27 protein-coding genes are annotated in these 25,930 nt (G+C 65.5%); 21 read left to right on the forward strand and 6 right to left on the reverse strand.

Features of this window, described 5'->3' with window-relative positions:
* Both ACFQLX_RS23925 and ACFQLX_RS23930 read right to left on the reverse strand, forming a co-directional pair.
* Nucleotides 1-591: transposase family protein (locus ACFQLX_RS23925; RefSeq protein ID WP_386418370.1), on the reverse strand; the 591-nt coding region annotated here is incomplete at its 3' end.
* A gap of 232 nt (nucleotides 592-823) precedes the next feature.
* Nucleotides 824-1,123, reverse strand: coding sequence for a hypothetical protein (locus ACFQLX_RS23930; RefSeq protein ID WP_386418371.1), 300 nt, complete (start codon nucleotides 1,121-1,123; stop codon nucleotides 824-826).
* A gap of 529 nt (nucleotides 1,124-1,652) precedes the next feature.
* Between ACFQLX_RS23930 and ACFQLX_RS23935 the strand changes: the two genes are divergently transcribed.
* The 12 genes from ACFQLX_RS23935 (at nucleotide 1,653) to ACFQLX_RS23990 (ending at nucleotide 13,890) form a co-directional block, all read left to right on the forward strand.
* Nucleotides 1,653-1,946 (forward strand): hypothetical protein, encoded by a 294-nt coding sequence (locus ACFQLX_RS23935; RefSeq protein ID WP_386418373.1) that lies wholly within the window; start codon nucleotides 1,653-1,655, stop codon nucleotides 1,944-1,946.
* 262 nt (nucleotides 1,947-2,208) lie between these two features.
* Nucleotides 2,209-3,558, forward strand: coding sequence for a B12-binding domain-containing radical SAM protein (locus tag ACFQLX_RS23940; protein ID WP_386418375.1), 1,350 nt, complete (start codon nucleotides 2,209-2,211; stop codon nucleotides 3,556-3,558).
* Between the two features lie 824 nt (nucleotides 3,559-4,382).
* The gene (locus ACFQLX_RS23945; protein WP_386418377.1) at nucleotides 4,383-5,624 is read left to right on the forward strand and encodes a hypothetical protein; all 1,242 of its coding nucleotides are present in this window, start codon (nucleotides 4,383-4,385) and stop codon (nucleotides 5,622-5,624) included.
* A complete protein-coding gene (locus ACFQLX_RS23950; protein ID WP_386418379.1) occupies nucleotides 5,621-6,625 on the forward strand; it encodes a biotin synthase BioB in 1,005 nt (334 codons plus the stop codon). The genes ACFQLX_RS23945 and ACFQLX_RS23950 overlap by 4 nt, the downstream gene beginning before the upstream one ends.
* Nucleotides 6,622-7,902 carry an MFS transporter gene (locus ACFQLX_RS23955; protein ID WP_386418381.1) on the forward strand — a complete coding sequence of 427 codons (1,281 nt, stop codon included), beginning with the start codon at nucleotides 6,622-6,624 and terminating at the stop codon, nucleotides 7,900-7,902. The genes ACFQLX_RS23950 and ACFQLX_RS23955 overlap by 4 nt, the downstream gene beginning before the upstream one ends.
* Before the next feature lie 32 nt (nucleotides 7,903-7,934).
* Nucleotides 7,935-9,209: an AMP-binding protein gene (locus tag ACFQLX_RS23960; protein WP_386418413.1), complete on the forward strand. Its 1,275-nt coding sequence runs from the start codon at nucleotides 7,935-7,937 to the stop codon at nucleotides 9,207-9,209.
* 3 nt (nucleotides 9,210-9,212) lie between these two features.
* Nucleotides 9,213-9,509, forward strand: a complete 297-nt coding sequence (locus ACFQLX_RS23965) for a phosphopantetheine-binding protein (protein ID WP_386418383.1) — start codon at nucleotides 9,213-9,215, stop codon at nucleotides 9,507-9,509.
* Between the two features lie 133 nt (nucleotides 9,510-9,642).
* The gene (locus ACFQLX_RS23970; RefSeq protein WP_386418384.1) at nucleotides 9,643-10,305 is read left to right on the forward strand and encodes a 2OG-Fe(II) oxygenase family protein; all 663 of its coding nucleotides are present in this window, start codon (nucleotides 9,643-9,645) and stop codon (nucleotides 10,303-10,305) included.
* Between the two features lie 55 nt (nucleotides 10,306-10,360).
* On the forward strand, nucleotides 10,361-11,161 hold the full coding sequence (locus ACFQLX_RS23975; RefSeq protein WP_386418385.1) for an aspartyl/asparaginyl beta-hydroxylase domain-containing protein: 801 nt from the start codon (nucleotides 10,361-10,363) through the stop codon (nucleotides 11,159-11,161).
* A gap of 75 nt (nucleotides 11,162-11,236) precedes the next feature.
* On the forward strand, nucleotides 11,237-11,902 hold the full coding sequence (locus ACFQLX_RS23980; RefSeq protein WP_386418386.1) for an O-methyltransferase: 666 nt from the start codon (nucleotides 11,237-11,239) through the stop codon (nucleotides 11,900-11,902).
* A gap of 94 nt (nucleotides 11,903-11,996) precedes the next feature.
* Nucleotides 11,997-12,884 carry a TauD/TfdA dioxygenase family protein gene (locus ACFQLX_RS23985; protein ID WP_386418388.1) on the forward strand — a complete coding sequence of 296 codons (888 nt, stop codon included), beginning with the start codon at nucleotides 11,997-11,999 and terminating at the stop codon, nucleotides 12,882-12,884.
* A gap of 217 nt (nucleotides 12,885-13,101) precedes the next feature.
* Entirely contained in the window at nucleotides 13,102-13,890 is a 789-nt protein-coding gene (locus ACFQLX_RS23990; RefSeq protein ID WP_386418389.1) for a transposase, read from the forward strand.
* 464 nt (nucleotides 13,891-14,354) lie between these two features.
* On the opposite strand, the gene ACFQLX_RS23995 is transcribed toward ACFQLX_RS23990, so the two are convergent.
* Nucleotides 14,355-15,563: a hypothetical protein gene (locus tag ACFQLX_RS23995; RefSeq protein WP_386418391.1), complete on the reverse strand. Its 1,209-nt coding sequence runs from the start codon at nucleotides 15,561-15,563 to the stop codon at nucleotides 14,355-14,357.
* A 58-nt stretch (nucleotides 15,564-15,621) separates the two neighbouring features.
* Between ACFQLX_RS23995 and ACFQLX_RS24000 the strand changes: the two genes are divergently transcribed.
* Nucleotides 15,622-16,365, forward strand: coding sequence for a glycosyltransferase family 2 protein (locus ACFQLX_RS24000; RefSeq protein ID WP_386418392.1), 744 nt, complete (start codon nucleotides 15,622-15,624; stop codon nucleotides 16,363-16,365).
* A gap of 16 nt (nucleotides 16,366-16,381) precedes the next feature.
* Here ACFQLX_RS24000 and ACFQLX_RS24005 read toward each other — a convergent pair whose 3' ends face one another.
* Nucleotides 16,382-17,728, reverse strand: a complete 1,347-nt coding sequence (locus ACFQLX_RS24005; RefSeq protein WP_386418394.1) for a DUF2252 domain-containing protein — start codon at nucleotides 17,726-17,728, stop codon at nucleotides 16,382-16,384.
* Nucleotides 17,729-17,936: 208 nt separating this feature from the next.
* Here ACFQLX_RS24005 and ACFQLX_RS24010 point away from each other — a divergent pair, with 208 nt between their 5' ends.
* The 4 genes from ACFQLX_RS24010 (at nucleotide 17,937) to ACFQLX_RS24025 (ending at nucleotide 20,339) form a co-directional block, all read left to right on the forward strand.
* Complete coding sequence (locus ACFQLX_RS24010) at nucleotides 17,937-18,584, forward strand: maltokinase N-terminal cap-like domain-containing protein (RefSeq protein ID WP_386418395.1); 648 nt, start codon at nucleotides 17,937-17,939, stop codon at nucleotides 18,582-18,584.
* 75 nt (nucleotides 18,585-18,659) lie between these two features.
* A complete protein-coding gene (locus tag ACFQLX_RS24015; RefSeq protein ID WP_386418397.1) occupies nucleotides 18,660-19,454 on the forward strand; it encodes an inositol monophosphatase family protein in 795 nt (264 codons plus the stop codon).
* A gap of 125 nt (nucleotides 19,455-19,579) precedes the next feature.
* Nucleotides 19,580-19,759 (forward strand): hypothetical protein, encoded by a 180-nt coding sequence (locus ACFQLX_RS24020; protein ID WP_386418399.1) that lies wholly within the window; start codon nucleotides 19,580-19,582, stop codon nucleotides 19,757-19,759.
* 103 nt (nucleotides 19,760-19,862) lie between these two features.
* The gene (locus ACFQLX_RS24025; RefSeq protein ID WP_386418400.1) at nucleotides 19,863-20,339 is read left to right on the forward strand and encodes a GNAT family N-acetyltransferase; all 477 of its coding nucleotides are present in this window, start codon (nucleotides 19,863-19,865) and stop codon (nucleotides 20,337-20,339) included.
* Nucleotides 20,340-20,364: 25 nt separating this feature from the next.
* Here ACFQLX_RS24025 and ACFQLX_RS24030 read toward each other — a convergent pair whose 3' ends face one another.
* Complete coding sequence (locus ACFQLX_RS24030; protein ID WP_386418402.1) at nucleotides 20,365-20,601, reverse strand: DUF2277 family protein; 237 nt, start codon at nucleotides 20,599-20,601, stop codon at nucleotides 20,365-20,367.
* A 137-nt stretch (nucleotides 20,602-20,738) separates the two neighbouring features.
* Here ACFQLX_RS24030 and ACFQLX_RS24035 point away from each other — a divergent pair, with 137 nt between their 5' ends.
* Both ACFQLX_RS24035 and ACFQLX_RS24040 read left to right on the forward strand, forming a co-directional pair.
* Nucleotides 20,739-21,245: a SigE family RNA polymerase sigma factor gene (locus tag ACFQLX_RS24035; protein ID WP_386418404.1), complete on the forward strand. Its 507-nt coding sequence runs from the start codon at nucleotides 20,739-20,741 to the stop codon at nucleotides 21,243-21,245.
* Nucleotides 21,246-21,379: 134 nt separating this feature from the next.
* Entirely contained in the window at nucleotides 21,380-22,690 is a 1,311-nt protein-coding gene (locus tag ACFQLX_RS24040) for a hypothetical protein (RefSeq protein ID WP_386418406.1), read from the forward strand.
* 9 nt (nucleotides 22,691-22,699) lie between these two features.
* Here ACFQLX_RS24040 and ACFQLX_RS24045 read toward each other — a convergent pair whose 3' ends face one another.
* Nucleotides 22,700-24,049, reverse strand: a complete 1,350-nt coding sequence (locus tag ACFQLX_RS24045) for a hypothetical protein (protein ID WP_386418407.1) — start codon at nucleotides 24,047-24,049, stop codon at nucleotides 22,700-22,702.
* Between the two features lie 134 nt (nucleotides 24,050-24,183).
* Here ACFQLX_RS24045 and ACFQLX_RS24050 point away from each other — a divergent pair, with 134 nt between their 5' ends.
* Nucleotides 24,184-25,425, forward strand: coding sequence for a molybdopterin-dependent oxidoreductase (locus tag ACFQLX_RS24050; protein WP_386418409.1), 1,242 nt, complete (start codon nucleotides 24,184-24,186; stop codon nucleotides 25,423-25,425).
* On the forward strand, nucleotides 25,422-25,865 hold the full coding sequence (locus ACFQLX_RS24055) for a hypothetical protein (protein ID WP_386418411.1): 444 nt from the start codon (nucleotides 25,422-25,424) through the stop codon (nucleotides 25,863-25,865). Before ACFQLX_RS24050 ends, ACFQLX_RS24055 begins: the two co-directional genes overlap by 4 nt.
* Nucleotides 25,866-25,930: the final 65 nt, after the last annotated feature.

Below are 25,930 nucleotides of genomic sequence, written 5' to 3' on the forward strand. Positions count from 1 at the left end.
GGACCCGAAGGCCGGAGGCCCCATTGCGGAGCCACGAAGAAGGTAACGGGGGGGGGCGAGCAGGGGCTGGAAGTGCCGGGTCTCGTTGGTCTTGGACCCGACCTCGGCCTGGGCGAGGGTGACGGGGCGGCCGTGGGTGACGGCGGACAGCAGGTGCCGGCGGGGCTGGTCAAGGCGGGCGGAGCCCCGCAGTGCTTTGCCGTCCACGGCGATCACCCGCCGCCCGTCCGGCACCGCGGTCGCGGCGGCATGGCGGTGAGCGAGCCAGGCTCCCACGGCGGCATCGAGCGCGTCGGCGTCGAGACGCTCGAGGACCCTCCCGATCGCCGACCTGGACGGTGCATGCCGCCGGCGCAGCAGGTGGCGGCGCACGCCGAGCGTGGCGAGCAGCCCGGTGTCGGCGCGGGCGCCCCACTCGGCGAGCTCGTCGATGGTCCGGGCTCCGGAGACCGCGGCGGCCGCGCAGACCAGCAGGATCGAGGCCAGCGAATACCAGCGGCCCTGCCGGGAGCGCGGATCGGGCACCACCTCCAGAAAGACACGCAGGTCAGACGTGTCGTCCGGATTGAGCGGCCCCAGCTTGGCCAACACGGCAGGGATCGGGGAAGATGAGACAGCGGACACGGGAACCCTCTTGATCACTCGGCGTAGACACCTGAATGATCACGGATCCCGTGTCCGCTCTGCCATCTGGCCCAACCCGCCGCATCCTCCCCACAGTTGGGAGATCCCGGGAACTTGATCAAGCCCTGACCTCTAGCGCGCCGGACCGTCTGGTGGGGCCGGTTCACGCTGTCCTGTGCCATCGAACCTTGAGCGTGTGTCATCGAAGTTTGAGTGGTGTAGGTCTCTTTCGCCATGAAGAGATGGCGATCCCTCGCTCTTGGTCGAATGCGGTGAACTGCCGTCGGACGACGTTGCTGGTGATCCAGGTGTCGTGGACCAGCGCCTCGGCGGGGCGGTCGTGGATGGAGCGCATGCCCACGATGCGTGCCCCGTTGCCGCTGGCCGGTTTCTGCTTCGGGCCGCGTCGAGTCCGGCCGCAGGGCAGTATCACCCCCGACTTCGCCAACTCGCCCTTGGGTAGCGCGTAGATCCAGGTGTAGACGGCCTCGTCAGACACGGTGGCGCGCCGGCCGGGAGCGAACCTTCCATGAGCCCCACCGTGGCGTCCGCCGCCTCAAGATTCAAGCGCCCCGCGATCTGGTTCGGTGTACGACCGCAGCCCAGATCCGCCAGCACTCGCTGACGCAGGATCATGTCCCGCTCCAGTAGCCGTTGTTGCGAACGACAGCGTCGCTCGACTGCCCGCCGGTGCGCGGTGATGGCCCGATAGCCGCGCTGGGAGCAGTTACGACGAAGCTCCCGACTGATCACCGAAGGGTCCCGTCACAACCGCCGGGTGATAGCGCGCACGCCCTCCCGCCGCGCACGCCCTCCCGCCGCGCCCGACCCAGAGCGATCTCCTCCCGCTCCTCGACCGTCAACGGGCTCCGCTCACCCACAAGCAACCCCTCTTACCAGCAGTGTTGCTTCGAGGCTATGACACCGCCACCCAGAGACAGCAGATGGACCGTTGTCAACCGATGGGGCTCCTGCTACGTTTCAAACGCACCGTGGTCGATCGATCTCTACCCAAGGAGATGTACGAAGTGACCCAGACACTCACAACCACACACAGCGCCTTCGAGGTTGCGCAGGCCGAGAAGGCGGCAGTGGCCCTCGAGACGCTCGTCAACCGCCTCTCCCATGATGAGGCATTTTCCGTTGCCCTCCAGGAGAACGCTCGGAAGGCTCTGGCGGATGCCGGACTTTCCATGGAGAAGGAGGCCATGGAGGCGCTTATGTTCGTTGATCCTGAGCGCTTCGACAAGGCGTGTGACGCGCTGTTCGAACTCGTGGACGGCGACTTCCTCGTCATGGTTGGCGCACCCTCCTGCGGCTAAGGGCTCGCGCGAGAACAAGTGGGGCTGTACTGCTCTTGACACCGCAGCTCACGCAGGGCATGCGTGTCCAAGTTGATTCCGCGCGAGCCCTAAGGCAATAAACGCTCCGCGCAAGCGGAAAATAACGGGACCGTACAGAGCTCTCGTTTAATCCCTTCGCGAGGGCACATGGCTCTGCCGCTGCGGCGAGCGCATGTGCCCTCGTTGCGTGAAAGGCCGAGTCATGTCGCGTGTAGTGCTCGTCAATCTTGCCAGTCTCCCCATGGCCGGCAACGAACCGATCTTCCCAATAGGCGTCCGTTGCGTCCAAGACGCTCTGGATCGCGCAGGACACATCACACAACTCATCGACTTTGTTGAGACGCCAGAGATGTCGAGCACTTTCGATTGGCTCGACGACGAATGGGATATTATCGGATTCACAATCCGAAACATCGACCCCATTGAGATCGCGGCAGGAACCCATGTCGATGATTACATACGATTCATCGCGCGCATACGTGAAGAACTTGCTGAGCGCGGCCTCGAACCGCTCCTGGTCGGTGGCGGACCGGGGTTCAGTCTCTTTGGTGACATTCTAGTAGCAAAGCTAGGGTTGGACGTAGGCGTCGTGGGTCCCGGCGAGAATCTCATGCTGGACATTGCCAAAGACCCGCATCCGTACAGAGGCCGACGCGTATCGCTCCAGGGAAGACGGCACGAGGGCTTCCTGAACGATGTCCTTCACCATCCGCCATCGCTCATGGACGCATATACCGAGGCGCACGGCGCCATGATCGGTGTCGAAACCCGTCGAAAGACATGCTATCAGGGATGCGTCTACTGCCCCTACGCATACATCGCCGGTGACAACGCCGGCGACCTCAAGCCCATGAGCATCCTAGCCCAGGAAATCCAGGGCATATACGATGCCGGGTTTCGCAGGATCTTCTTTACCGACGGCATCTTCAACAGTGAACTTAACTACGCGAAGCAGGTAGTGCGCCTTCTGCACGAACTTAGTCTCCCCGACCTGAAATGGGCGGCCTATTTCACGCCGAAACCATTTGACGACGAGTTCGGTAAGATCCTCGCGGGAAGTGGAATTGAGGCAGTCGTCGTGTCACCGGACAGTCTCGATGACGCCGTCATGCGCAACCTTGGCAAGACTTTCGATACCAGGCACGTACTGCGTTTCCTCGAGAGAAGCCAGAAGTATCAGCTACCGGTGCGTGTGAATGTTGTCTTTGGCGGACCCGGGGAGACGCGGAAAACCATAAGCAACAGCGCAAAATTCATCAACGACAATCTGGCACACAACGAACTCGTCGCGCATATGGGGTACCGCATCCTCCCCAGCACAGAGCTTTCACGCCAGGCGAAAATGGACGCGCATGAGCTCCTGTATCCAACGTATTACCCGTTTGACCTGGAAATGTTCAACTGGGTAATTCAGGATCTGGACTCCCGCTTTATAACTCCGAAGTTCATGATCAATCAACTCGCCGGTCGAGCCGCAGCGCGCAAGATGGTGAAGCTCGGGGTGCAGGACGCGACTCACGCTGCGTCGGGTCGAACGTATCTTGCGTTGGCAAGCCGACTCGAGGGAAACGACTGTGGGTCAAAGAAGTGATAGCGAATTCGTCTCGAGGCGCCTCAACGAGTCCGAGATCGACGACGCCCTACGCCTTAGCCAGTTCAACGGAATCGATGCCAGCCTGATCAGATATGAGATTGAGGCCAACGGATCCTATTGCTGGATGGGTCTCTACTCAGGCCAAGGTGAGCTAGCCGCGGTGCATCGTGGTATGCGATGGAACCACCACCTGCTGCTCAAGGGATTGTTCGTAAACGAATCCTTCCGATCTACGAGCGCAGGATTGCGCGTTGCTTATGCCATCCGGGACTGGGCAAAGTATGAGGCCTACGACGGCGTCGTTGCCTGGATGGAACACAACAGGCCAGAAGCCCAGATAGCCGTTCGGCTTCGCATGCGCGCCGCAAGTGCATACCTACATCGATACATGGTCCCCCTGGCAGGTATCAATTGGCATCACGGCTCTAATACCGTCGAATCTCCAACCACTTCTGGCACACTTGCGATAGCGGTCGACAGGCCCCCCCTAATTCCTGACCCGCTCGCATCCGATCAGGAAGAATCGCGACAGAATCGTGTCGCTTGGACTCTAGACCGGTCACGACTTGTGCTGAGCGGGAACCCTTGTGGATCAGTTGCAGATTTGAACGTACTAGTCGACGCAGCAGGTGAGTTGGCGAAGCTTAATGGCGCAACCTCATTGGAAGTACCATTCGAGGCCACGGACCTCAACTCCGCACTCCTGCTGGTAAGGAAAGGCGCGAAAAGACTCAGCCGGTGTCCAGTCCGCGTAGGCATAGCCTCCTTCAGGGCTACGTCAGAGTCGGCACGATCGGGATCTACCAGCGGGTGATGGAGGTTTGAACCGCGACATGACACTTCCAACTGAGGCCCGCCGCCTGTGCCTGAACTCCTCAACCCATGAAGCAGCGGCCAGATTCGAGCAGCAGGGCATCGACGCGGATCGGCTCGAGAATCTCTTGCACACACCACCAACCGAACGGGAGAAGGCGCGCACAGAGCTAGTCGAGCTGCACGATGCATGGAATCGCAGTACGGACATGGTGGTACACGTCCCCGAGCAGCGCACTGCCCAACCCCACGGGCTACTAATCGCGCTACACGGTGTTGGTGGAACAGGCGAGAAGGTAGCACTCCACTTGCAACAACTAGCCGATACCTGTGGCGCCATTCTCCTAGCGCCAACAGCGAAGCGTCCGGTGCTCGACAGCAACAATCTCGATCTGGCCGGCATCCGTGGCCGTGAATTCAGCGAAGCTCGATGGACATACGATCCGGGTGACTTCCCCCTCCAGGCACTCGCATGGGGTCGGAAGAACCTCAACATCGATGTAGATCGCTGCGGCCTGGTCGGAACGTCGATGGGGGCAATCGCGGTCTGGAACATCACGTCCAGATACTGGGATCGCTGGAGTATGGCAGCGCCAATCAACGGCGCCCCCTCCATGTGGGAAATATTCGGTCCAGATCGCGTAGTCCGCAAGCTGCTGCGGAATCTGACGAATGTGCCACTCTGCGCCGTTCACGGTCAGCAGGATAGACAAATCCCTGCAGCGTTGGACAAAGAGGCGGTTGACTACCTGCGCAGCATCGGACATCCGGAGGTCTCTTTTGTCGGCGTCGCGCAAGGCGAACACAATCTCAGCACGATGGACCTTCAGCGAGGGCAGCCACAATTTGAGCGAATCGCCGAGTTGTATAGGCAGGCACGTCGGCCACAGTGGCCGTCAAAGCTCCGACACTTCGCATCATCTGGCGATAGTGGGAGGGCGCATTGGCTCGCACTGGAAGGAATAACCCAGGGTAAGATCGGATCCTTCAAAGCCTGCGTTTCGGATCGCGCCAAGATCGATCTAAGCGTGACCAACGCGGCTCGAACTCGAGTTTTCCTGAGTAGCCGTCTTGTGGATCCCGGTCAGGTGCTGATCACACTTAATGACGCGACCAGAGTCGTGAACTTCAAACCGACACTACTCGATACTGTCAAAACGTACGTTGACGCAGGTGCGGACCCCGCCCTCATGGCACAAATGGTCGTGGAACTCGATGTGCCCGAAATCCCAGAATGCGAAGACAAATGACTTTGACTCGCCAGGAGACGCGTAGCCTGCTACTCGCACGCGGGCCGGCTCAGGCCGAATTGTTTGAGGAGAGCAGAAAAGCTCGAGATCGACACTGGGGAAGAACAGCTATTCTCCGCGGCGTTATTGAGTTGACGAACGTATGCAGAGTCAACTGCGACTATTGCCCTATGCGTCGGGACAACATCAGTGGAAACGACACCTATTTCTTGACGGGCGATCAGATCGTTCGGATGGCGCAAGCCATCAAAGACACGGGGATCGATGTCGTGCTTCTACAGGGAGGCGAGACACCGTCAGTACTTCCCCTACTGGAAGAGGCCATCCCAAAGATCAGAGAACTCTTCGACGGCCGAGTAGAAATCCTTCTGAACACGGGAAACTTCAAATTTGCCCAATATGAGAAGCTTCGCAAGCTGGGCGCGACGAGCTACATCCTAAAACACGAAACCAGCGACCCAGTCCTACATCTTGCCATACGACACGAGACCCTAGAAAAGCGTCTCGCATGCATGCGAGACCTTCGGACGCTGGGATTCAAGATCGGCACAGGTCTGATCTCCAGTCTCCCGGGCCAGACATTGGACAGTGTCATCGACGACATTGAACTTGCCGGCGAGTTGGATGCGAGCATGTGCAGCGTCAGCCCATTCGTTCCAGCACCCAATACACCCATGGAACTGTCGCCGGTAGGGGACAATGATCTCGCGCTTAACATCATCGCCTGCCTCCGCCTCTCCTATCCCCACATTCTCATCCCGTCAGTGAGCGCCCTAGAGCGCGTTGGGACGGGCGGCCAATCGCGTGGACTGGAAGCCGGAGCTAATGTAATGACTGTGAATTTTTCAAGCTTGGTCGACCAACAACGGTACCTAATCTACGGAAAGGAACGGTTCGTAGTGACTCTCGACCACGTTCGTGACATCGCAGAGCGTTCCGGTCTTACGTTGCGCGGCTCGGCCTTTATTGACGACCCCGAGGATAATAGGATTCCCGCGTGAGTGAACTTGCCGGGGGCGTAAAGTCTCCAAATTTCCGGAAGTTTTGGGCAGCCTTGGGTGCTTCGCAGCTGGGACAGCGCTTCGGGTTCCTGGCCATCCCGGTTGTTGCGATTGAGACCTTGAATGCCGGGAGCGATGAGGTTGGGTATCTATCCGCTTCGCTCACAGTTTGCTATCTCCTCGTCGGGCTTCCGGCCGGCGCCTGGATTGACCGCTGGCGGAAGCGCTCGACAATGATGCGCTCTGCTTTGATCCGTGCGCTCGCGATTGCAACCGTACCTGCCATGTGGGCACTTGATCTACTGTCGTTGGAGTGGCTATACGTCGTCAGTATCATAATTGGAATAGCGTCTGTATTCTTTGATGTAGCGTGTCAATCTTACCTCCCAACGGTTGTTTCCGACGACGCGATTGAACCAGCCAACGCTCGGCTCGAGACAACGGGACAGATGGCTGCCGCAGGCGGCCCGGCGGTGGCAGGTCTACTTCTGCGCGTCTTGAGTGCCCCCTTGGTGCTGGTCTTGGATGCGTTGGCTTATGCGATGTGCGTTGGATTTCTTTGGGCGTCAAAGGACGGCGAAAAGGCACGGTCAACCGATGCCCGTGAGTCAAGTCGGCTGGCAACGGAAATCTATGCTGGGGTGGAATTTGTAGCGAAAAACTCCATCCTGCGACGCCTAACGGCTTCGATGGCTGTGTCGAACTTCTTCGCCACAATCATAATGACGCTGCTACCCCTACTAATCCTCAGGACCTTGGACCTGGGCGCCACTGCAATGGGCTGCGTGCTGGGTCTTGGGACACTGGGTGGGCTGCTGGGGTCCGTTCTCCTCCCCAGAGTACGCAACCGGTTCAGCGCCGGTACGGTCATGGCGGGCGGCTTGCTCATAGCCGCTTCGTTCACCGCCGTCACGCCACTCACCGGAGGGCTGGAGGGGGAGCATGCCATAGTGCTGACATTGCTTCTCACGCTTGGTCAATTTGGCACGATGTTCGGTGCCGTCATGTTCAACATCACCCAGGTGAGTATCCGACAGCGAGTGTGCCCGAAGGAGCTCTTGGCTCGTATGACGGCCTCGATTCGATTCGTTGTATGGGGGAGCATGCCTCTGGCAGCGATTACTGCAGGGTGGCTTGGAGGATCACTCGGTATTGTGGGCACCATGTGGTTGGGTGTCGTCGGCACATGTGTGACCGCGCTTCCACTTCTTGGAATGGATCGTTTGATCAAACAGAGTGTGGAGGAGACCGTGCTCGAGCCTGAGACTACCAAGTGAGCGCCCAACGCCGACGCCTCGCCGATGCCATCATGTCAGCTGGTGGCAGTCTGAATGAGGGTCGTCTCAAAGGAAGCACCTCCCGTGTTGCGCAGTACGTCGGCAAACTGGAAGCCGCCGGGGTCACGGATGGTGATCTAGTATTGCTCGCTGGCCTCAGATCAGACTCGATCTTGGCTGCTTCGGTAGCGTGCTGGAGTTTGGGATCCGCCGTGTGGGTGTCCCCCCGCGCGCTCAGCGGCCGGCAAGACGGGCGCCATACATTCATTGTCACCACAGAACTAGGTGTCGAAAGATCTCGATGTACGGGACGACGAGTTGATGACTCGGTAGCAGTTGTGCACGAGACGTCCGGTTCTACCGGAGATTCAAAGCTCGCCCAGCGCAGTGTGCACAGCGTGTTTGACGAGTACGAGGGCTACGCGCATGGATTGTCCCTAGCCGCCCACGACCATGTGCGGGTTCCAGTGCCCGTTGCCCACTCATTCGGCTGGGGTGTGGCACTGAGTGCGCTTCTGTCCGGGTGTCACTTGGACGTGCGCCCCTTCATCACTCCCGCGAGCGTGGCAGTGGACCTGGACAGTGGGCGTACCAATAAAGCTGCGATGACGCCTTCACTATTGCGCCTTCTTGTAGAGACCAAGCGAAGGGGACCGGAGCATCCCGATCTAGTTCTGATTGGAGCGGGTCGGGTGAGCCATGATCTGGATAGCCAATGTTACCGCCGGTTCGGTGTCTCGGCCATTCGAGGCTATGGATCAAGCGAAACGGGGGGTGTATTCATCGGGGCCAGCGAAATGGGCCTCCCAATTTCATCCGTCGATATCGTGTCTCCTGAAATTGGCAGTCGCGGAGAACTTGTTATATCCACCAAGAACCCGGTCCTGGGATACCTAGAGTGCGCTCCGAATGAGTCACGGACATGGCGGATGAATGACATCGTAGATCGCCCCTCCGCTACAGAAGTGAGGTTTGTGCGACGCAAATCCGGACCGTTGCGGGTCAATGGGCGTTTTGTGGAACTGGACGATTTCCAGCGCACCCTAGCGGCGCTTCCTGGCGTGACCGACGTGGCCTTCCTAACTGTTCCCCGTGTTGGCCGACCGGATGTCGAGGAGGTCGTCGCTGTTGTCTCGGGAGCGGGAGTGCGCAGAGAGAGCGTTGCTGACGTTGTTCGTTCATCCGCGCACAGAGGTCTCGTGCTTCGCCTGCGGGTGTATGAGAGCCTACCGCGCACTCAACTCGGCAAGGTGGATCTGCACACGTTGGCTAAATGGGTAGCACGGGATGTGTCAAGGGAGATTTAGTAGATGAAAGTCTCTGCGTGGACGATAGGCGTGGTAGTTGGCGAGGTGCTCAGTCTTACAAGGAATGCTGGAGATGACGAATCCTCCAAAGCCCTAGTTCAGGGCCTAATCGAGGACGGAGACGACTTCTTGCGGGCCTCCCTGTCCAACTATGGCATCGATTCTTTGGCGTGGATGGCTCTGTTGACCGTCTTGGAAAATAAGTTTGACATTATATTCTCTGATGAAAGCGCTTCCAGTCCCGAGATCTATACCGTGTTGGGACTGGCCTCCGCGGTGTGTGAACGCTTGGAGACCTAGGAAGGCAGCTTGCCTTCTTTGAATTGATAGTGGCGCAGGTGCCTGAAGGGAGTCAAGGAGAATGCAGCCGACAACCGCGGGGAAGCGATTTCGCGTTTTCGATGATTTTTTGAACGCGGATAGTCTAGATGAAGTGCGTCGACTGATGAGGAGTCGCACCTTCGAAGAGAGGCAGAGCGTAGTCAATCCGGAGCTTGATGGACTTGCCTCCAGATGCCGGGGCGCGATGCTGCGACACAGTGCAACAGCGCAAACCCTTGGGGATGACAGCGACAACGCGCTTCCTCGTGCGTACAAGTCCATTCTCGATGAACTTCATCAGCACGACGATATGTTCGGCGTCCCGGGGCGGGACTGGTCCATAGTTGGATTCAGCTTTTGGAAGTATCCGGCTGGAAGTCGCCTCGGCTGGCACAATGACGTTGCACCTGGCCGCCGCGGCGAGTTCATACTCTTTCTTCATGAGCAGTGGAAGGCATCGTGGGCAGGCGAGCTTCTGTTGTTGGATGCTGACCCGGAGACAATCAATTGTGATGTGTCGAAGATGTCGCCTCTGGAGGCCGTCGAGGAGAGAGTTGGGGTGGCGTCGACTTGCCTGACCGCAATAGTACCCAAGCCGAACAGACTCGTGTTTGTGGAGGAGGGGACAATTCACAGCATCCAGCGTGTAGATCAGTCCGCGGGATCGGCTGTGCGCGAGACCATGACCGGATTCGTTGCGGCAAGTCGTCGACGTGAGTCCGCGAAAGACGACGGGAAGCTCGAACGACTCGTGTCGATGTTCTACGCCAGGTAGCGACCAATTCGTCACTCGTAGCGCATCGTTTCAACTTAAGCGAGAGGCAAGAGCAGTGGAAGATCTGTGGATTACTCAGGGGCCGCTTGAGTTCGATAAGTGGCTCGAACTCGGGAAAGTCGAGCGCAAGGATGTCGAACGGATCCGTGAGGGCCTTGAAATCACTGCTCAGGGCCGTATCGGCGAGGTGGCGGGAGCTACGGAACCGGAGGTCTATTTCCCTGGATTTACCTCACGACCCTGGTGGAGCCGTGATGATATCTCTTGGCTTGACGAATTGGAGTCTGCAGCACCGAATATCCTTGGTGAGCTGCAGTCGTTCGATCTGGGAACCCGGCCGTCCGTATCGCATCCCACAGGTCTGGCCGACCGTGGTCATTGGCGAGCGTTGTATCTCTCATGCATCGGCAAGCCATACACTAGAAATCTCTCCTCCTTCCCTAAGACGCTGGAGACTCTCTCGAAGATTCCCGGTGCAACCGATTGTGGGATGACCTATTTTTCGATGATTGACGGCGGTACGCACATTGCACCGCATTCTGGCTTCACGAACGCCCATCTCAGGTGCCATTTGTCGTTGGTTGCCACCGGTGGGTCACGGATTCGTGTGGCGGAGCATGTCCGTGGCTGGGAAGAGGGGAAAGCATTCGTATTCGATGATTCATACGATCATGAGGTCTGGAATGACGGATCTGAGCGCAGGATTGTGCTGCTATTTGACTTCTGGCACCCGGAGCTCACCGTTCCTGAGATCGAGGCGCTCACACACATGATGAGTGTCTGGCGGCGAATGTATTCTCGGCATTTTTGGGCAGGCCAGTTGGGTGGTTCCGTAGCGTCAGCTATGGGTTCTTGAGGCCTCTCGTATGCTCTCCCTGAGATTCCGCAGGCGCGTGTCCGGGACGAATTCTCGATAGGATAGGCGATTATTGTGAGTCTCGAAATTTGGTCGGATACCGAAAGATTCCTCACGGGACTGGTATGCCCGCCGGATCCGGATGTAGCAAATGTTGAGCATGTTAGTCGACTGGAGTGCCTACCGCCAGCAAATGTGTCTGCGCTCCAAGGGCGACAGCTCGAATTGTTGGCGAAGGTAGCAGGTGCACGCCGGATTCTTGAGGTGGGCACGATGGCGGGGTATAGCACCTTGTGGTTGGCGAGGGCTCTGCCCGCCGAGGGCCTCCTCGTCACCGTCGAAAACAATCCTGTCTACGCTACAATCGCCTTGGGAAATATCGAGGCGGCTGGCCTAGCTTCTCGCGTCGAAGTTCTTGTGGGTAATGCCAGCGACCAGTTGGAGTCGCTTATTGAGCAGGCTGTGGACCCCTTCGATTTCTTCTTCGTAGACGCTGATGAGCATAATAATCTGCTCTACTTTGAGCGGTGCCTACGGCTCGGGCGCCCCGGTAGCGTCATCGTTTTTGATAATGTAGTTCGAGCCGGAGATGTGCGGGACTCCGCGACGGAAAGTCCACCCATTCGCGCGACACGGCAACTGCTCGAGCTGGTAGGTGGCCTTGAGACTGTTGAGGGTGTCGTTTTTCAGACCGTCGGTTCCAAAGGTCATGACGGCATGCTCGTGGTGCGGATCATTTGAACAGTGGCCTGGATCATCGTCTCCTTCCATACTTGAATTGAGGTACATTTTGGTTCCCGATTCTGTTCCCACGCGTCATCTAGATGCTGTTCATGTGGAGCGACCCCGGCTGACGCCTCGCCGATTCGGTGCAGCGTCGGAAGATTTCAATCATATTGATGTTCGCCCGTATTCGACAGTTATTGGCGCCGAGATCGGGGGGGTGGATCTTTCGACTCCTCTGGAGCCGGCGACCCTTGCGGAGATCAGGAGGGCCTTCCTTGATTGGAAAGTGCTCTTCTTCCGGGGCCAGCATCTAACAGTCGTTCAACACGCAGATCTGGCACGCCACTGGGGTGAACTGTATGTGAATCCCCACCTTCCGGATGCGGGAATCGAGCAGGTTGCGCGGATCGTTCATGATGAGAGCGATCCTGGGAACGAAAACATGTGGCACAGCGATGCTACGCATTGGGATAAGCCACCGCTGGGCTCGCTTCTGAGAGCAGTGAAGGTGCCCGAGTTCGGCGGTGATACGCTATGGGCGGATCTGGGTGCAGCTTACGATGGCTTGCCGCAGGCCCTTAAGGAACGTCTGGTCGGGCTGACCGCTATTCATACCCAACCAGCGCCCGATGCTCTGAGTGCAGCCTTGCTCCGGCGCAAGGGAACAAGGGTGCGGCACAGTGTTGCGGAGCATCCATTGGTGCGCGAACACCCGGAAACGGGTCGGCCAATCCTTTTCGTGAATCCAGTGTTCACATCACACGTTGTCGGCCTGCCCTCTCAGGACAGTTCCGCACTTCTGGACCTGCTGTTCCGACAGGTTTCATTCCCAGAATATCAGGTACGTTTCCGGTGGGAAGTCGGTTCAATTGCCTTTTGGGACAATCGCTCTACGGTCCATTACGGTGTGAATGACTATTTTCCTTCGTGTCGAATTATGGAGCGTGCGACGATATTGGGCGACCGGCCTTTTCCGCCGGCGGCGGTAGGGTCCTGATGTCCGACGGCGATGGTAGGGATATTGTCCCTTGGGTTGCGGTGGCATCTGCGTTCACCTGGGGTGACTGTTGTGGACGGCTTGTGGGCTGCGGGGATGCGGTGCGTCCGTTACGGCAGCTGTAGGTAGCCTTTGCCGATGCTCATCGTGCCTGTTCAGGGGCTTGCTGAGGGGTCGGCGGAGGGCATGAGGACGGCTGCCCTGATCATGATCTGTTGTGACGCAGAATCAGAACGAGACGGCCGCTTCGACCACGGTAGACGACAGCGGTCATGACACCGAGCTCGGGGGCCTGTTGGCCTCTATGTCCAGCTTCTTCGCTCGCTCCGAGACTCGGGAGACGTTCGCGCGGATGACTCGGGGCATGCTGATGGAACTCGAGGACGTCAACTGCTGGAGCCTGGTCGAGGCGATCGGTGAGCGGGGCCCGCACCGCCTGCACCACCTGCTCTCCCGTGCGGTGTGGGACCAGGAGGCGGTGCTTGAGCGGACTGCGGCGTGGGCTGTGGGTCTGCTCGACGACGGTGACGGGGTCTTGATCGCGGACGAGACGGGGGATGCGAAGTCCTCGACCGACGCGGCAGCCCCCTGGGATCGCCGACCACCCGTTCTGGAGAGGGCCGGCCGGAACCCCGGCTGCCCGGATGGAACTGAAGGAGCTGGCCCAGCACAGCGTCCGCAGCGCGACTCCGGCCGTCCGGCGGGCGGGGTGATCGACGACCAGCGCGAGCGATGGCCGGTCAGGGAAACCGACTGCAGGGTGGAGAGCATGCGTTGTGCGCCGATCGTCGTCCATCGCCCCTCGGCGGCAGACGGCCGACGAGTCACGGTTCACCGCCGAGGCCGTGACGAAATCCTGGGCACCGCCTACTCCGATCACGACCTGGTTGTTTTCCTCGAAGCGCTTGGTGTCCCTGACCCCGACGGAGTCCTGAACGATCCGAAGTGGCTGGAGTGGCGCGGCGGCCCAGACCGCCTGTGGCCCACTCGACCCGATGGGCGCTGATCCGGTTCCGTACGAGGTCACCGTCCGCGTGCCGCACCCACCCCCACCCGCACCGGCTGGGTCGCGTCATCGGGCGAGGTGGTCGCCGAGAGCGCGTGCAGCAGTTGTGAGACCCTGACAAGCGCGTCGGACGGAGGGGCCATGTCGGTTCGGTTTGTCCCACGCGCGCAACTGAATGGTCACTGGAAGCCGCCCGGAGGGGCGCTCCGGTGGACAGCTGGTGGACAGACGCCTTTGGACAAGCCAGTACGAGGCCGCACGGGGAAGACTGGCGCACATGGTCTGATCTGGGGAAACGTCATCAGGAAGCATGGTGCGGCACCACCCGGCACGATCGCTCTCGGTCTCGTAATGCGTAGGTCTCGGGTTCGAATCCCGAAGGCGGCCCTGCGAAACCCCAGGACATCTCGCCATGACCTGGGGTTTTGTGCTGCCCGGGGGCATGGAGCGTCACACGGCCGGGGTCAGCGTTCGCCGGTGGTGGGGCGGGTGCGGCGGCGGTGTAGGAGGTGGGTGGCGGTGATGGTGAGGGCGGCGAAGAGGAGGAGGGCGGCTGCCTGGGCGGCCAGGAGGGCCAAGCGGGAGGTGAGGGGGAGGGTGCCGGCGTAGGCGAGGGGGACGGAGGTCAGGACGAAGGAGATCACCGTGCCGAAGAGGGTGAGCACGGTGACCGTGCTCATCGTCGACGTCTCGAGTTTGCGGGTCAGTTCACGGTTCGCGGCCTCCTGGGCCTCCCAGCGGCGGGCGGTGTGCGCTTCGGCCGCCGCGCGGGTGAGGGCGCTGCGGATCTCGTTGCGCAGGACGAGGTACTGCTCCTGCAGGAGCTTGTGGCTGCCCCGCGTGCCCGTCGCCGGCAGGAGCGCCAGCGCCTGGTCGACGCTGTCCAGCGCCGCCTCGTGCGCGCCGCACATGGAGCGGCCCGTGGCCAGGCGGAAGTGGAAGATGTGGTCCCGCGGCCACAGCTCCACCGCCTCCTCGGCCCGCTCGCGCAGGAGCGTGCCGTCGCCGGGGAAGGGCTTCGCGGCCGCCAGGGCGTTCAGGCACAGGTCGACCACCTGGCGGCTGCGCCGCGGGTGGCTCCACGCCCGCTCCAGCAGCTCCGCCGCGTGCGCCGTCGCGATCCGCCTGCTGCCGTACGCGGCGAAGCAGCGCAGCGCCAGGAACACCGGATCCTCGCGGTGGCGGCCGGCGGCCTGCGCCAGCAGGGAGGCGGACAGGAAGTCCTCCAGTTCGTCGAAGCAGAAGTTCGCGCGCAGTTTGCCCGCGTGGTAGACCGCCGCGAAGAAGGACAGGTCGGCCGAGCCGGCGAAGTCGGTTGCGGCCTCGTCCAGTTCACGCCGCGACTCGACGCTGTCCTTCGTGACGAACGCGTAGCCCAGCGCCCACCGCTGCTCCACCTCCGCCCGGTGTCCGGCGGCCAGATGCGTCCGCAGCCAGGCCGCGCAGGCGAGGGCGGTGCGGATCGTGGGCAGTTCCAGGAAGCGCAGCCGCCAGTAGCGGTCCGCGCAGATCAGGTACGGATCGGTGGCGAAGTCGGCGCCGGCGAGCGTGAACAGGGGCTCCGCGCCTGCCTGGTGGAGCGCCGCGGCCACCTCCTCGCAGACGCGGTCCAGTTCGCGGGAGTCGGTCGTCGTGAGTTCACCGAGGCGGGTCAGGGCAGCGGCGGGATCCATCCACTCTGCGTATCATGAACATGACCGTACGTGTGGTCGATTCACGTATCCTGCCGGGATGCGGGTCGACGTGGTGACGGCGGTGCACGCCCAGTACGCGCGTTACCTGCCCGCGGCCTGGGCCTCCCTGCGCGCCCAGTCGCACCCCGAGTGGAGCTGGCTCGTCCAGATCGACGGTCCGGACGCGGCGGCCGTACGGGAGGTGCTGGCGGCCTGCGGGGCCGCGGCCGACCGCAGGGTCAGCGTCCGTGCGCACGGCACGCCCGAAGGGCCCGGCACCGCGCGCAACATCGCGCTCGGGCGCTCCGGCGCCCCCCTCGTGCAGAACCTCGACGCCGACGACGAACTGGAGCCCCCCGCCCTCGCCGTCCTCGTCCGCGCCCTGGCCGCCGACGCCCGCCTGGGCTTCGCGGTCGGACGGGCCCGCGATCTGACCGAGAACGGCGAGCTGCGCGAGTTCACCCTCCCGCTCCCCGCCGGGACGCTGCGGCGCGGCGCCCTCCTCGCCGCCTGGGACCGAGATCCGGACGGCCGCCTTCCGGTGCACCCGGCCGGCGTGATGTGGCGTCGGGCGCTGCTGGTGGAGCTGGGCGGCTGGTCCGCGCTCGGCTACATGGAGGACACCGGCACCCTCATCCCCGCCAGCGCCTGGGCCGACGGCGTCCTCGTCGGCTCCCCCACGCTGAGGTACCGCAAACACGCCGGTCAGCGCTCCAGCACCCCGGATTTCGACGGGGGGGGGGTGCAGAAAGCGCTGATCCGGGAGCGCGCCGCCCTCCTCGCGGCCCGGCCGCGCTGGTGAGCGCCCGCCCCCACCCTTACACCCCGGCCGCCGCCTTCACCCGCCCCTGCGCGATCGCCGCCACCAGCGCCGCGTGGTCCCGGTACGTCTGGTCCGCGTACCGCAGTGCGAACTCCGTCAGCGCCCGGTCGAAGCCCGTCCCCGAGCCCAGGTACGCGGCGATGGCGATCCTGTCCCCCGTACGGGCGTGGGCGCGGGCCAGGGTCCGGCCGCACAGCGCCCCGTAGCGCCGCAGCTGCCCCGCGTCCATCGACGCCACGTCCGCCGAGCCCTTCATGTCGCGCAGTTGGCGCCAGTAGTAGAACCGGCCGCGCGGTCCCGTCACCCAGCCGAGGAAGACGTCCGAGGCGGACTGCGTCATCCGCTGGCCGCAGACCACGCGCCGGCCGCCGTTGTCGTACTCCGAGGGGCTCAGGTACGGCTCCAGCACCGAGCGGCCCGCCTCCTTGATCTGCAGCAGCAGCGGATCGCCCGGATCGCGTCCCTCCAGCAGCGCGATGTAGCAGCGGGTGCCGACACTGCCCACGCCGACGACCTTGCGGGCCACGTCGATCACGCGGAAGCGGTCCAGCAGCACGCGGCGGTCCTCGGGGAGGCTCGCCCGGTAGTCGGTGAAGACCTTGCGGATCGCGGCCTGGTCGAAATCGCCGAGCGGCTCCACCAGCGGCGGGTTGTGGATGATCCAGTGCCGGCCGTCCACCACTTCGGTGAGCTTGTGCAGCGCCTGCAGGCTGGTGCGGTGGCGGGCGTGGTCCAGCGCGTGCTCCACGGGGCGCCGGTCGCGGTGCTTGACCTGCTCAGCGGCATCGTCGGTGTCGACGCGGTCGTACCAGACGGCGAGCTCGCCGAGCTTCGCCAGCCGCCGCATGCCGGTGCGGTACGCGGCCATGCCGGCGGTGACGGAGCGGCGGACGCGCGCCTCGCTGTGGCCGCTGTCGCGGCCGGCCACCGCGATGCTCGCGGCCAGGCGCTTGACGTCCCACTCGAAGGGGCCGGGCAGCGTCTCGTCGAAGTCGTTGACGTCGAAGAGCAGCCTCCGCTCGGGGGAGGCGTAGAGGCCGAAGTTGAGCAGGTGCGCGTCGCCGCAGAGCTGGACGGTGAGGCCGGTGCGCGGCAGGGGCGCGAGGTCGCGGGCCATCACGGCGGCGGCGCCGCGCAGGAAGGCGAAGGGGGAGGCGGCCATCCGGCCGTAGCGGATCGGCAGCAGCTTGGCCAGGCGGTCCGCACCCTGGCTGATCAGGATGTCCACCGGGTCGGGCCGGTCGGCGGCGGGCTGCCAGACGCCCTGCTCGGAGCGCGGGACGAGCTTGCGGGCGGCCTTGCCGTGGGCTGCGCGCTCCGGGGGAGCGGTCGGGTTCATCATCCGGGACACTCCACTGGGGATGGGGGATCGATCCGGGCAAGCTGCCTGTGCGGTGGGCCTGTTGGGGTGCCGGGGTGCTGCTCCCATTGGACGCGGGGGCGGCGCGGATCTCGATTCGGGAGGGCCGTTCGGGTGATGCGGCGGCGTTGTCGGACCCGGGTGGGAGGCTGGTCCGCGTCACCGAGTCTCCCGGGAAGGACGCACCACCATGGCCCTCATTCACCGGACCACCCTCACCCCCACCAAGCTGGAGCTGCTCGCCGAGTGGCTGCCGCGGCAGCCCTGGTTCGAGGGGACGCTTGAGGCGGCGGGTGCGCGGCTGCGCCGGATCGGCGGATTCCGGCTGGACGACCCGACCGGCGAGGTCGGCATCGAGATCATGGTCGTGGGCAGCGCGGTGGAGGGCGGCGGCGAGGCGGCCCATCTGGTGCCGATGACCTACCGGGGCGCGGAGCTGGCGGGCGCGGCGGAGGGGCTGATAGGCACCTGCGAGCACGGGGTGCTCGGCAAGCGCTGGATCTACGACGGGCTGTACGACCAGGTGTTCGTCGCCCAGCTCTTCGCCCTCATGCGCGGTGAGGTCCAGGCGCAGGAGCAGAGCGTCAGCGACACCGTCGACCCGACGGTGGACGGCAGCCTGCCGCCGGGCGAGCCCGTCGAGCTGGAGGAGGTCTTCACCTACGGGTCCGGCACGGAGGTCCGGCTGCATCCGGCGCCGCGGATGCTGCAGGTCAACCGCCGACTGGCGGAGGGCCCGGCGCCGCACGGGGTGCGGGGGTACGTGACGGGGCAGTGGGCGGCCGGGGGAGAGGGCGGGGAGGAAAAGGTGCGCGGGGTGTTCTTCACGGTGCGGTAGGCGGCGGAGGCCGGGGCAGGAGAGGGGCCGGCTGTCCGTCCTGCCCGCGTCCCGCCGTCCCGATAGCGTGGCGGCATGGAGATCGACGACGTCACCACCGTCCTGCGGGAGGCCGCCGAGGCGGTCATCGTCCCCCGCTTCCGTGCGCTGGCCGAGGGGGACGTGTCGGAGAAGGCGCCGGGTGAGATCGTCACCGTCGCCGACCGGGAGGCCGAGGAGATCATCAGCCGCAGGCTGCGCGGCCTCCTCGACGCCCCCGTCGTCGGCGAGGAGGCGGTCTTTGCCGACCCCGCGCTGGTGCACGCCCTGCGCACGGCGCCGACCGTCTGGCTCGTCGATCCGCTGGACGGCACCGGCAACTTCGTCGCCGGGCGCCCGGAGCACGCGGTGATGGCCGCGCTCGTACGGGACGGGGAGACGGTCGGGGCGTGGATCGTGCAGCCGGTCACCGGGCGGGCGTACGTGGCCGAGCGCGGCTCCGGGGCCTGGCGCGACGGGGAGCGGCTGCGCCGCGCGCCCGCGCCGCCCGGGACGGCGAAGCTGCGCGGTGACGCCCTGACGCGCTTCCTGCCGCCCGCCGCGCGCGAGCGGGTGGCAGCGGCGGCGGGAGGCTTCGCGGAGCTGGGGGCGGGCAGCCGGTGCGCCGGGTTCGACTACCCCCGACTGGCCGAGGGGGAGCGGGACTTCGTGCTCTTCCACCGCACGCTGCCCTGGGACCACGCCCCCGGCACCCTGCTGCTCACCGAGGCCGGCGGCACGGCGCTGCGGCCGGACGGCAGCCCGTACGACCCGGCCGACGAGAAGAAGGGCCTGCTCGCCGCCGCCGACGAGCGCTGCTGGCGGGAGGTGCGCGGGGAGCTGGTCGGATAGGGCTCCCTCGCCGACCACTCGCCGCCCGTCACCACCTGCGTCAACTCCTGCGCCCGGGTGATGTGGCCCGCGGGGCTGCGGGATTGCGCGGCGGGATTGTCAGTGGCGGCCGGGACAATCGCGGCATGGACGAGGAGTTGCTTGAGGTGTACGGCGCCGTGGCGGGGATGCTGCCCGCCGACGGTTCCTATGAAGTGGTGCAGCTGGACCGGGCGTTCTGGGCGGGCCGCATCGCCCAGCGCGCCTTCGACCTGCACGAGGTCGAGGCGATCGCCCGCGTGAGCGGGATGGCGCCGAGCCCGTAGTACGGTCCGCGGGGCCGCCTCCGGGCCGTTCCGCCGCCCGGCCTTCATGCGGCGGACGCCAACGCGAGACGGAATTGTCAGTGGCGGGTGGGAGGCTTGCCCCATGGGATACGAGACGCTGCGAACGCAGGAGACGGTGGGGCTGCGGGACGTCGTGGAGGCGGACCTGGAGGTCTTCCTGAGGCACGAGCACGACCCGGAGAACGTCCGGCGCTCGAAGTTCCAGCCGCGCGAGCGGGAGCAGCTCATAGCCCACTGGCGCACGCGGATCCTGGGCGACAGCACGGTGCTGGTGCGCACCGCCGTGGTCGACGGAGTGGTCGCCGGCAGCGTGGTGGCCTGGTGGGAGGGCGACCGGCGCTTCCTCGGCTATGTCTTCGGGCGCGAGTTCTGGGGGCGCGGGATAGGGACGAAGGCGCTGCGGCAGTTCCTGCTGCTGGAGCCGGCCCGCCCGCTGTACGCCGATCCGTACGCGGGGAACACGGGGTCGTGCCGGCTGCTGGAGAAGGTCGGCTTCAAGCGCGGGGAGTCGGTGCTGCACGGGGACAACGCACACGTGATGTACGTGCTGGAGTCCTGAGCACCCCCAAGTCCCCTCCCCCGCCTCAGTTCTCGGGCGCCCGCCCCTCCGGCGCCTGCCCCCGGACCACCAGCGCCGCGAGCAGCTTCTCCGTGGCCGCCGCCACCTCCGCCACGGCCGCCTCGAAGGCGTCCGCGTTGTGCGCGGCGGGCTCGCGGAAGCCCGAGATCTTCCGCACGTACTGCAGGGCCGCCGCCCGCATGTCCGCCTCGGTCACGGATTCCTCGTACGGGGGGCGCAGGGTCTTGATGCTCCGGCACATGCCCCGACGGTACGCGCCGGGGCGCGGGCCGCGCATCCGTCGCCGGCGATCTCGTGGGAGAGCTGCCGGGAGCGGGCGAAACGGAAGGGGGCGCCCACCGCGTCATCGGGGTGGAAGCACAACGGAGGGGAGAATCCATGGGTTCGGCACAGGAGCGGGAGTTCCTGGACTTCGCCGCCGCGAGGGCCGGGCATCTCTACCGGTCGGCGTGCCTGCTCACCGGCGGGGACACCCACCGGGCGGAGGATCTTGTCCAGGAGACCCTGGGCCGGATGTTCGTCACCTGGCGGCGTATCCACCAGGTGGGCAACCCCGCCGGGTACGCGCAGACGGTACTGGTGCGCACGTTCCTCAGCCAGCAGCGGCGGCGCAGCAGCACGGAGCGGCCCACCGGCGAGTTCCCCGACCTCCCGCAGTCCCGGCAGGGCGATCCGCTGCTGCGGCTGACGCTGCTGGAGGCCCTCGCCGGCCTGCGGCCCAAGGACCGCGCGGTGCTGGTCCTGCGCTACTGGGAGGACCGCAGCGTCGCGGAGACCGCCACGGCCATGGAGGTCAGCGAGAACGCGGTGCGCACCCGGTGCGTGCGGGCGCTGGACAAGCTGCGCTCGGTGCTGGGCGGCAGCCTCGCCGAGTACGCGAGCTGAGTGTCGCCACGCGGCCGGCATCCCCAGACCCACCCCCACCCCCACCCCCAGACCCATTCCGGGCCACGTCGGAGCCGTCAGGCGCTCCCGGCGCCGAGGCCCGTACCAAGCAGAAGTGGAAGCGGTGATCAGCCATGTCCGATACGGAACTGGAGCAGCGGTTCGCGGCCGGAATCCGCCGGGCCGGCGACGAGGCCGTCCCGGCCCCCGACCTCGCGACCCGCGGCCTGCGGCGCGGCAAGCAGCTGCGGCGCAGGCGGCGCGCGGGGATCGCGGTCGCGGCGGCGCTGGTCGTCGGCGGAGTCGGCGTCACCGCCGGGACGCTCGGCGACGGGCTGCTGGGCGGCGACGGGGGCACGTCCTCGCCCGCGGCGGCCAGCAAGTCGCCGGCGGGCGGCGGCACCCTCAGCGCGGAGGCGGTCGCCGACCTGGTGGCGGGGGAGCTGCGCCGGGTGGAGCGGCTGGGCGCCGACCACGAGGTGAGCGTGCTGTACTCGCGGGGCACGGCAGCCCCCGAGGGCAAGAGCGAGGACAAGGCTCTGGCGGGCAACCCGTTCGCCACGCTCGTCTTCGACGACGGCGGCGGCAAGGCGGGGGTGTCGGTGTCCTTCGAGCGGCAGGACCCGGCGTACCTCCGCCAGAGCGGCCATCTCTCCTGCCCCGACAAGGAGACGACCAAGTACGACTCCTGCAAGGTCACCAAGCTCGCGGGCGGCGCCACGCTCGTGCTCTACCAGGGCTACACCTACCCCGACAACCGCCCCGGCCCCCGGGACTGGAGCGCCACCTACGCCACCAAGGACGGCGCCATGGTGAGGGCGTCGGCGCTGAACTCCACGGAGGAGAAGGGCGCTCCCACCACGCGCAAGCAGCCGCCGCTGACGCTGGACCAGCTCAAGGAGCTGGCCCTGTCCAAGGCGTGGCAGCCGATCCTGGCCGGTATGGCGCGACCCGCCGCCCAGGCCCCGCAGGAGCACCGGGGCGTGCGGTCCGAGGAGATCGCCAAGACGCTGATCCCCCTCCTCCCCAGGGGCCTGGTCGCGGTACGTCCGCGCCAGGACGACACAAAGGGATACGCGACCGTCGTCGCGGACGACGGCAGGGGCGAGGTGCTCTTCGGGATCAACGTGGACCAGTGGGAGCGGCCCGATTCCGCCAAGGAGAAGAACTCCGGCGCCCCGGAGGCCGATCCGTACGCGCAGGCGGACGTCCTGGCGGACGGCACCAAGGTGCTGGTCGAGCAGGGTCCGGGGGAGAAGGGCGGCAAGGGCGTCCAGCGCTGGCTCGTGGACGTGCTGCGCTCCGACGGGCGGCGGGTCGTGATCAACCTGCACAACACCCCCGCGCAGTGGAAGGACGCCACCCGCGCCGATATGCCGCTGACGATGGAGCAGTTGCGGAAGATCGCGCTGGACCCGTCCTGGCAGGAGCTGAAGCTGACGTAGCCCAGGTCCTCACCAGCCCGTGATCCACAGGCTGTTGACCGCCACCGCCCATGCCGCCTGCCCGGCCAGCCACCAGCGCCGGCCGGCAGGCGGCAGCAGGGCGGCGGCGGGCAGCAGCCACAGCGTGAAGGGCAGCCAGATGCGCTCGGTCTCGGCCTTGCTCATCCCCGAGAGGTCCGCCGCGAGGATCATCAGCGCGGCGGACACCGCCAGTACGGCCGGAGCGGTCCAGCGCCCCGCCCCCAGACTCCCCACCGCCCGCCGCAGCCCCGCGACCGACGCCACACCCGCGCTCGCCACCACACAGGCCAGGTTGGCCCAGACGAAGTAGCCGTACGGACGGATCCCCGCGGCGCCCGCGTAGTACCGCGCGTGCAGCTCCCGGTAGCCCTCCCACCACCAGAAGCCCGCCGCCGTGAAGGCAGCCGCCACCAGCAGCGCCCCCAGCGCCAGCCACGGCAGGGGACGCAGGCTCCGCGCCAGCCAGAGCACCGCCGCCACCGGAACGGCCAGCAGCGTCAGCCCGTACGACAGGTACAGGCACCACCCCAGCAGCAGCCCCGCCCCCACCCCCGCGAGCCACGGCCACCGGCAGCCGCGCACCGCCGCGAGCGCCAGCAGCGCCAGCCCCCAGGCGGCGACCGCCGCGAAGTAGCCGTCCGCCGAGACCCCCGCCCACACCGCCCACGGCGCCAGGACGAGGAAGGGAGCGGCGGTACGGGCGAGTTGCTCGTCCCCCAGCGCCCGCAGCGCCACCAGGACGGCAGCCGCGGCCGAGCCCGCCGCCGCGATGACGAACACCGCCCCCCACGCACCCCCGCCCAGCCCGATCCGGTCCAGTCCGACGAAGGTGAGCACGGCGCCCGGCGGATGGCCGGCGATGTGGGCGGGCCAGTTGTCGGGAGCGGTGTCGGCGGAGATGAAGTCGGTGTAGGTGCGCAGCGCCGCGCCGGTATCGGTGAAGCGGGCGAGGCCCTGGGAGAGGTACTCGTTCTTGTCGGTGAGCTGCCCGGCCACCCCCTCCTCCCACCCGTCGACCAGCGCCAGCGCCCACAGCCAGCCCATCGAGACGAGCCAGCTCATCGCGAGCAGCGGACGCCAGCGCAGCCGCACGGCGAGACCGGGCCCGTAGCACAGCACGGCGATCGCCAACAGGACGGCGGGAGCGGTGCCGGGACCCACGTGCGGCATCCAACGGGCGTACAGAGGAGGCCACTTCAGCAGCAGCGGAGTGAAGTCCCCCGGATCCAGCAGCGCATGCCCGACGACAGCCGCCAGCACGCACAGCCCCACCGCCGCACCAGCGGTAAGGGCATCGGCACGCACACCGGAGCCCCCGGACGAGACAGACCCACGCATGATCGGTTTCGTGATCGGCACCCGCTCACGGTAGGCCGCCGACCCCCACCGGACCCCGCCCACCGGACGGACGTCAGGCTTTCGTCAGGTGTCACAGCGCCCGTCCGGAGGCCGGACACCCCTACGGTCGCCCCATGGACGTGAAACCGCGCCTGAACCCCACGCGCCCGGACTTCTGGCGCAGCCCCGTACGAAGCCGCTGGTTCACCTCGGTGCTGGGGCTGGCGCTGCTGGTCGGGCTGCCGCTGCTGTTCGTCACCGGCCTGCTCTCCTACGCCGCCTACAACCCGGGCCTGGGCGTCCCCAACGACCGCACGCCGGACAAGGGCATCCTCGGCTTCTGGCTCTTCCCCTGGCCGACGCGCCCGTACTGGCTGTACTGGCTCACCCAGAGCATCCACGTCATCGGCGGCCTCACGCTGATCCCGGTGGTGCTGGCGAAGCTCTGGTCGGTGATCTCCCGCCTCTTCGCCCTACCCCCCGCCCGCTCCGTCCTGCACGCCCTGGAGCGCGGCTCGCTGCTCCTCCTGGTCGGCAGCACCCTCTTCGAGTTCGTGACGGGCGTGCTCGACACCCAGCTCTGGTACGTCTTCCCGGGCTCCTTCTACCGCCTGCACTTCTACGGCGCCTGGGTGTTCCTCGCGGCGCTCGTCGTCCATGTCGCCACCCGTTTCACCACCATGCGCCGGGGCCTGCGGGACAAGCCCGACACCACCCACCCCGACGACGACCTCGCCTCCCCCGACCCCACCCCCGCCACCATCACCCGCAGAGGTGCGGTGGCCCTCGTAGGCGCCGGCTCCCTCACCCTCTTCGCCGTCACCGTGGGCCAGGCCACCGGCGGCCCCCTGCGCCGTACGGCCCTCCTGGCCCCCCGGGGCGGCGGCGACCCGGGCCCCGCGCAGAACGGCTTCCAGGTCAACAAGCCCGCCACCCTGCGCGGCATCACCCCCACCGAAACGGGCGAGCACTGGCGCCTGCGCCTCACCGGCCCGTACGGCCGCGAACTGAGCCTCAGCCGCACCGACCTCCTCGCCCTCCCCCAGACCCGCGCCCACCTCCCCATCGCCTGCGTAGAGGGCTGGTCCACCGGCAACCAGGAGTGGAGCGGAGTCCAACTCGCAGCCCTAGCACGCCTGTTGGACGAAGACCCGACGGAGATGTACGTGGAGTCCCTCCAACGCACCGGCGCCTTCCGAGCCGCCCACCTCCGCACCAACCAGGTAGCAGACCCCCGCTCACTACTGGCCCTGACGGTCAACGGCACAGCCCTCTCCCGCGACCACGGCTACCCGGCGCGGATCATCGTCCCCAACAACCCCGGAGTCCACCAGACCAAATGGGTCCGCCACCTCACCCTGGGACGCCGACCGTGAAACTCCCCCTCCTGGCAGCCTCGTTCGCCCTCACCGCCTACGCGGGCCTACGCCTCCTGGACGGCGACTGGCCGGCAACCACCCTCTGGCTCCTGGGCGCGGCGCTCCTGCACGACCTGCTCCTCCTACCGCTCTACTCAACGCTGGACCGAAGCGCGGTACGCCTCCTGGGCCCCCGCGTGACCTACCTCCGAGTCCCGGCCTACCTCTCCGCCCTCCTCCTCCTGGTCTTCCTCCCCCTGATCCTCCGCCGCAGCCCCACCTACGAACGCGCCACCCTGCACTCACTCAACGGCTACCTCTGGCGCTGGCTCCTGCTCACAGCAGCACTCTTCACCCTCTCAGCAGCCTGGTACGCACTCAGGTCGCTACGCTCCCCGAGCACAACGGGAGCCGCCCGCCCAAGGAAGGGCCCCGAAGCGACGCGCCCCCGAGCGTGACGGGAGCCGGCCTACCCATGTGAGGGGCCCGGAGCGACGACTCCGAAAAGACGCACCGCAACGCA

The sequence above is a fragment of the Streptomyces polyrhachis genome (assembly GCF_042663125.1).
Classification (GTDB): domain Bacteria; phylum Actinomycetota; class Actinomycetes; order Streptomycetales; family Streptomycetaceae; genus Streptomyces; species Streptomyces polyrhachii.

Coding starts and splice junctions, on each gene's coding strand:
- ACFQLX_RS23940 (WP_386418375.1), top strand. CDS start 2,209: ATGGCCGGCAACGAACCGATCTTCCCAATAGGCGTCCGTTGCGTCCAA.
- ACFQLX_RS23950 (WP_386418379.1), top strand. CDS start 5,621: ATGACTTTGACTCGCCAGGAGACGCGTAGCCTGCTACTCGCACGCGGG.
- ACFQLX_RS23960 (WP_386418413.1), top strand. CDS start 7,935: ATGTCAGCTGGTGGCAGTCTGAATGAGGGTCGTCTCAAAGGAAGCACC.
- ACFQLX_RS23965 (WP_386418383.1), top strand. CDS start 9,213: ATGAAAGTCTCTGCGTGGACGATAGGCGTGGTAGTTGGCGAGGTGCTC.
- ACFQLX_RS23995 (WP_386418391.1), bottom strand. CDS start 15,563: ATGGATCCCGCCGCTGCCCTGACCCGCCTCGGTGAACTCACGACGACC.
- ACFQLX_RS24000 (WP_386418392.1), top strand. CDS start 15,622: ATGCGGGTCGACGTGGTGACGGCGGTGCACGCCCAGTACGCGCGTTAC.
- ACFQLX_RS24005 (WP_386418394.1), bottom strand. CDS start 17,728: ATGATGAACCCGACCGCTCCCCCGGAGCGCGCAGCCCACGGCAAGGCC.
- ACFQLX_RS24010 (WP_386418395.1), top strand. CDS start 17,937: ATGGCCCTCATTCACCGGACCACCCTCACCCCCACCAAGCTGGAGCTG.
- ACFQLX_RS24015 (WP_386418397.1), top strand. CDS start 18,660: ATGGAGATCGACGACGTCACCACCGTCCTGCGGGAGGCCGCCGAGGCG.
- ACFQLX_RS24020 (WP_386418399.1), top strand. CDS start 19,580: ATGGACGAGGAGTTGCTTGAGGTGTACGGCGCCGTGGCGGGGATGCTG.
- ACFQLX_RS24025 (WP_386418400.1), top strand. CDS start 19,863: ATGGGATACGAGACGCTGCGAACGCAGGAGACGGTGGGGCTGCGGGAC.
- ACFQLX_RS24030 (WP_386418402.1), bottom strand. CDS start 20,601: ATGTGCCGGAGCATCAAGACCCTGCGCCCCCCGTACGAGGAATCCGTG.
- ACFQLX_RS24035 (WP_386418404.1), top strand. CDS start 20,739: ATGGGTTCGGCACAGGAGCGGGAGTTCCTGGACTTCGCCGCCGCGAGG.
- ACFQLX_RS24040 (WP_386418406.1), top strand. CDS start 21,380: ATGTCCGATACGGAACTGGAGCAGCGGTTCGCGGCCGGAATCCGCCGG.
- ACFQLX_RS24045 (WP_386418407.1), bottom strand. CDS start 24,049: ATGCGTGGGTCTGTCTCGTCCGGGGGCTCCGGTGTGCGTGCCGATGCC.
- ACFQLX_RS24050 (WP_386418409.1), top strand. CDS start 24,184: ATGGACGTGAAACCGCGCCTGAACCCCACGCGCCCGGACTTCTGGCGC.